The following is a 3,661-nucleotide window of genomic DNA, read 5'->3' as shown; positions in this document are numbered from 1 at the left end:
GGGCTGTGCGGGCCCCCGCCACCCCCGCCGCCGCGAAGCGGTCGGCGCCCGGGGTCCGGGGCGGAGCCCCGGTTCGGGGAGGGGCGGGGTGGGGAAACGTCCCCGCGTAGGGGTCAGCGGCCCACGTACCTCGGCTTCGCCTTCGCCAAGAACGCCTCCACCGCGATCACATGGTCCTCCGACGCGCCCGCCGCCGACTGCAGTTCGTCCTCCCGCTCCAGCGTCTCCGCCAGCGTGTGCTCCGCCCCGTACGCCAGCGACGCCTTGATCGCCGCGTACGCCGCCGTCGGGCCATCGGCCAGGGTGCGGGCCACCGACAGTGCCGTGGGGGCCAGGTCGGCCGCCGGGACGAGTTTGTTCGCCAGGCCCAGGTCGTACGCCTCCTGCGCCCGCACCGAGCGCGGGAACAGCAGCAGGTCCGTCGCGCGGCTGCGGCCGACCAGGCGGGGCAGGGTCCAGGAGACGCCGGAGTCGGCCGTCAGGGCCACGCCCGCGAAGGACGTGTTGAAGGAGGCCGAGTCCGCGACCACCCGGTAGTCCGCCGCCAGGGCGAACCCCATCCCCGCCCCCGCCGCCACCCCGTTCACGCCCGCGACCACCGGCTTCGGCATGCCCGTGATCGCCCGCAGGATCGGGTTGTAGTGCTCACTCACCGTCCGCATCGTCGCGCCGGCGCCCGTCTTCCTGTCCTCGGTCAGCAGCGCCACGTGTTCCTTGAGGTCCTGACCCACGCAGAAGGCCCTGTCGCCCGCCGCCGTGAGCAGGACACCCCGTACGGCCGAGTCGGCTCCCGCGGCCTCCAGGGCGTCCCTGAGGGCGACCTTCGCCGCGATGTTCATCGCGTTCATGGCCTCGGGCCGGTTGATCGTGATCGTTGCGAGTCCGTCACTCACCTCGTAGAGCACGGTGTCGGCCATGATCAGGTCCCTTCTCGGCTGCGGCATCGGTGTCCGGGCCCAGCATGGCGGAGAAACGGCGGCGAAGTATCGCAGGCGGATCGCCGAATTGAGTCGTTTTGCGTGAGCGCGTTGCGCAAGCGATGCCGACCGATGTTGGTCATGGGGTCCCGCGATGCGGGATAATGACCTGGAAGCAATGTGTTCGATGCCGGTGACACAGCGCCTGTCATGGGGCCGCCGGCTGCGATGAGCTGGTTTCAGGAAGGGGAACGAGCATGGCGGCCATGAAGCCGCGGACGGGCGACGGCCCGCTCGAGGTGACCAAGGAGGGGCGGGGCATCGTCATGCGCGTTCCGCTCGAAGGCGGCGGTCGGCTTGTCGTCGAGCTGACTCCGGACGAGGCGGACGCACTCGGCGACGCGCTCAAGAAGGTCGTCGGCTGAGCGGAACGCTCACAGTCTTCGGGGTCGAGGGTCACCCCCGGATCGACACCATCACTGCCCCGGCGCGGACCAGTACCGTCCGCGCCGGGGCAGTGCCATGTCCGCGAAGGGGTGCGGAGGCGCGGAGGCGCGGAGGCGGAGGCGGGGGAGGGGGCTCGGGCTCCGCGGGCGCGGCGACACCGCTACGCCCGCCTCACCGCGCACAACAACCCGTCCCCGACCGGCAACAGCGACGGGACCAGCTCCGGGATCTCCCGCACGGTCCGCAGCAGCTCCCGCAGCCGCAGCACCTCCGCCGGCTGCGCCGCCGAGTCCACGGTGCGGCCGTCTGCGAACACGCCCTCGAAGCAGACCAGTCCGCCGGGCCGCAGCAGACGCAACGATTCAGCGAGATAGTCCAGCGATTCCAGCCGGTCCCCGTCGCAGTACACGAGGTCGTACCCGCCGTCCGCGAGCCTGGGCAGGACGTCCAGGGCGCGGCCCGGGATGAAGCGGGCCCTGTTGCCGGCGAAACCGGCCGCGCGGAACGCCTGCCGGGCGAACTGCTGGCGTTCCGGTTCCGTGTCGACCGTGGTCAGGACGCCGTCGGGGCGCATCCCCTGGAGCAGATAGATGCCGGAGACGCCGGTGCCCGTACCGATCTCGGCGACCGACTTCGCCGCCGCCGTGGCGGCGAGCAGACGCAGCGCGGCGCCGGTGCCTGGAGACACCGAGCGAAGCCCGCTCTCCCGGGCCCTGTCACGGGCCCAGCGCAGTGCTTCGTCCTCGGCGACAAAGGCGTCGGCGAACGCCCAGCTCGTCTGCCGGTTGGCGGTAATGACCCTCTCCTTGTCCCCGTTGGCGGCGCAACGGTGACTGTATCCGCTGGGCTCGGGAACCCGCAGATGGGACCAGTCGTTATGTAGGGGCGGACACAGGCGGATCAACAGACGGATCAAGACGAAGTCGCGGGCCCAAATTCGCGTAAAGATTCTTATCCGGAGCTAACGGGCGAGGTGGCTATGGTAGGGGCTCCACTGGACACCACCAGAGCCGATAGGGGAGGTGCGGCTGCGGCTGTGGATCGGAGGGGAGTGCTCAGGCGCTTTCTGCGGTCGGCAGGTGAGCCGAAATCCGTGACCAACATTGCTGACCGTTCTCGCCCGACCGACTCCGCAGTTACTGCGACCTTCGCATCGGATGCGGAATCGCAGGCGTGGACGCCTCCCAGCTGGGAGGAGATCGTCAGCACGCACAGCGGACGGGTCTACCGCCTCGCCTACCGACTGACGGGCAACCAGCACGACGCCGAGGATCTGACCCAAGAGGTCTTCGTCCGCGTCTTCCGCTCGCTGTCGACCTACACGCCCGGCACCTTCGAGGGCTGGCTCCACCGCATCACCACCAATCTCTTCCTCGACATGGTCCGCCGCAAGCAGCGGATCAGGTTCGACGCGCTCGGCGACGACGCGGCGGAGCGGCTGCCCAGCCGCGAGCCGTCCCCGCAGCAGGTGTTCCACGACACGCACTTCGACGCGGACGTCCAGCAGGCGCTGGACACCCTCGCGCCCGAGTTCCGCGCCGCCGTGGTGCTCTGCGACATCGAGGGCCTGTCGTACGAGGAGATCGCGGCGACGCTCGGGGTCAAGCTGGGCACCGTCCGCAGCCGGATCCACCGCGGCCGCTCACATCTGCGCAAGGCCCTGCAGCACCGTTCCCCCGAGGCACGTGCCGAGCAGCAGCGTTCCTTCGTCAGCGTGGCAGGGGAGGGCGGAACGGCGTGAGTGGCTCAAGCCCGACCCCCGCGGAGCAGCATCTGGGGGACCGCCTCGCTGCCCTCGTGGACGGCGAGCTGGGGCATGACGCGCGGGAGCGGGTGCTGGCCCATCTGGCCACCTGCGCCAAATGCAAGGCCGAGGCGGACGCCCAGCGCAGGCTGAAGAGCGTCTTCGCCGAGGCCGCCCCGCCGTCGCCGTCCGAGGGTTTCCTCGCCAGACTTCAGGGGCTGCCCGGTGGCGGGCCGCCCCGTGACGACGACGACGAGGGACGCGGCCCCGACCAGCGCGGCCTCTTCGAGGCGGCCGGCTTCGGCAGCGGCGCCGGCGGTTTCGGCGGCGGTCTGCGTACCGGCGGCTTCAGCTACGCCCCGGCAGGTGCCCACGGCGGCGTGCTGCCCGGCGGCCCGGGTTCCGGTTCCGGTTTCCGTATCCACGAGGTCGGCCGCCAGGAGGCGGAGCGCTCCCCGTGGCGTGGCCGCAGGTTCGCCTTCGCGGCTGCCAGCGCCGTCTCGTTCGCCGCGATGGCGCTCGGTGGCGCGATGCCGCTCGGTTCGGCGGCCGA

5 protein-coding genes are annotated in these 3,661 nt (G+C 71.2%); 3 read left to right on the top strand and 2 right to left on the bottom strand.

Features of this window, described 5'->3' with window-relative positions:
* Positions 1–113: 113 nt before the first annotated feature.
* Positions 114–917, bottom strand: a complete 804-nt coding sequence (locus HY68_RS04845; RefSeq protein WP_041995172.1) for an enoyl-CoA hydratase-related protein — start codon at positions 915–917, stop codon at positions 114–116.
* Positions 918–1,174: 257 nt separating this feature from the next.
* Here HY68_RS04845 and HY68_RS40385 point away from each other — a divergent pair, with 257 nt between their 5' ends.
* Positions 1,175–1,342 (top strand): DUF3117 domain-containing protein, encoded by a 168-nt coding sequence (locus tag HY68_RS40385; protein ID WP_003966491.1) that lies wholly within the window; start codon positions 1,175–1,177, stop codon positions 1,340–1,342.
* A 182-nt stretch (positions 1,343–1,524) separates the two neighbouring features.
* Here the strand turns inward: HY68_RS40385 and HY68_RS04840 are convergent, their stop codons facing one another.
* Entirely contained in the window at positions 1,525–2,226 is a 702-nt protein-coding gene (locus HY68_RS04840) for an O-methyltransferase (RefSeq protein WP_078863882.1), read from the bottom strand.
* A gap of 117 nt (positions 2,227–2,343) precedes the next feature.
* Between HY68_RS04840 and sigE the strand changes: the two genes are divergently transcribed.
* Together sigE and HY68_RS04830 are read left to right on the top strand one after the other, a co-directional pair.
* Positions 2,344–3,105 carry an RNA polymerase sigma factor SigE gene (sigE, locus tag HY68_RS04835; RefSeq protein ID WP_198533213.1) on the top strand — a complete coding sequence of 254 codons (762 nt, stop codon included), beginning with the start codon at positions 2,344–2,346 and terminating at the stop codon, positions 3,103–3,105.
* Positions 3,102–3,661: zf-HC2 domain-containing protein (locus HY68_RS04830; RefSeq protein ID WP_198533212.1), on the top strand; the 560-nt coding region annotated here is incomplete at its 3' end. The genes sigE and HY68_RS04830, both read left to right, overlap by 4 nt.

Source organism: Streptomyces sp. AcH 505, assembly GCF_000818175.1.
In the GTDB taxonomy this organism is placed as follows: Bacteria; Actinomycetota; Actinomycetes; order Streptomycetales; family Streptomycetaceae; genus Streptomyces.
This window is presented reverse-complemented; position numbering and strand designations above follow the sequence as displayed.

Bases quoted from the DNA above. Each gene is read 5' to 3' on its own strand.
- HY68_RS40385 (WP_003966491.1), top strand. From the start codon at position 1,175: ATGGCGGCCATGAAGCCGCGGACGGGCGACGGCCCGCTCGAGGTGACC.
- HY68_RS04845 (WP_041995172.1), bottom strand. From the start codon at position 917: ATGGCCGACACCGTGCTCTACGAGGTGAGTGACGGACTCGCAACGATC.
- sigE (WP_198533213.1), top strand. From the start codon at position 2,344: ATGGTAGGGGCTCCACTGGACACCACCAGAGCCGATAGGGGAGGTGCG.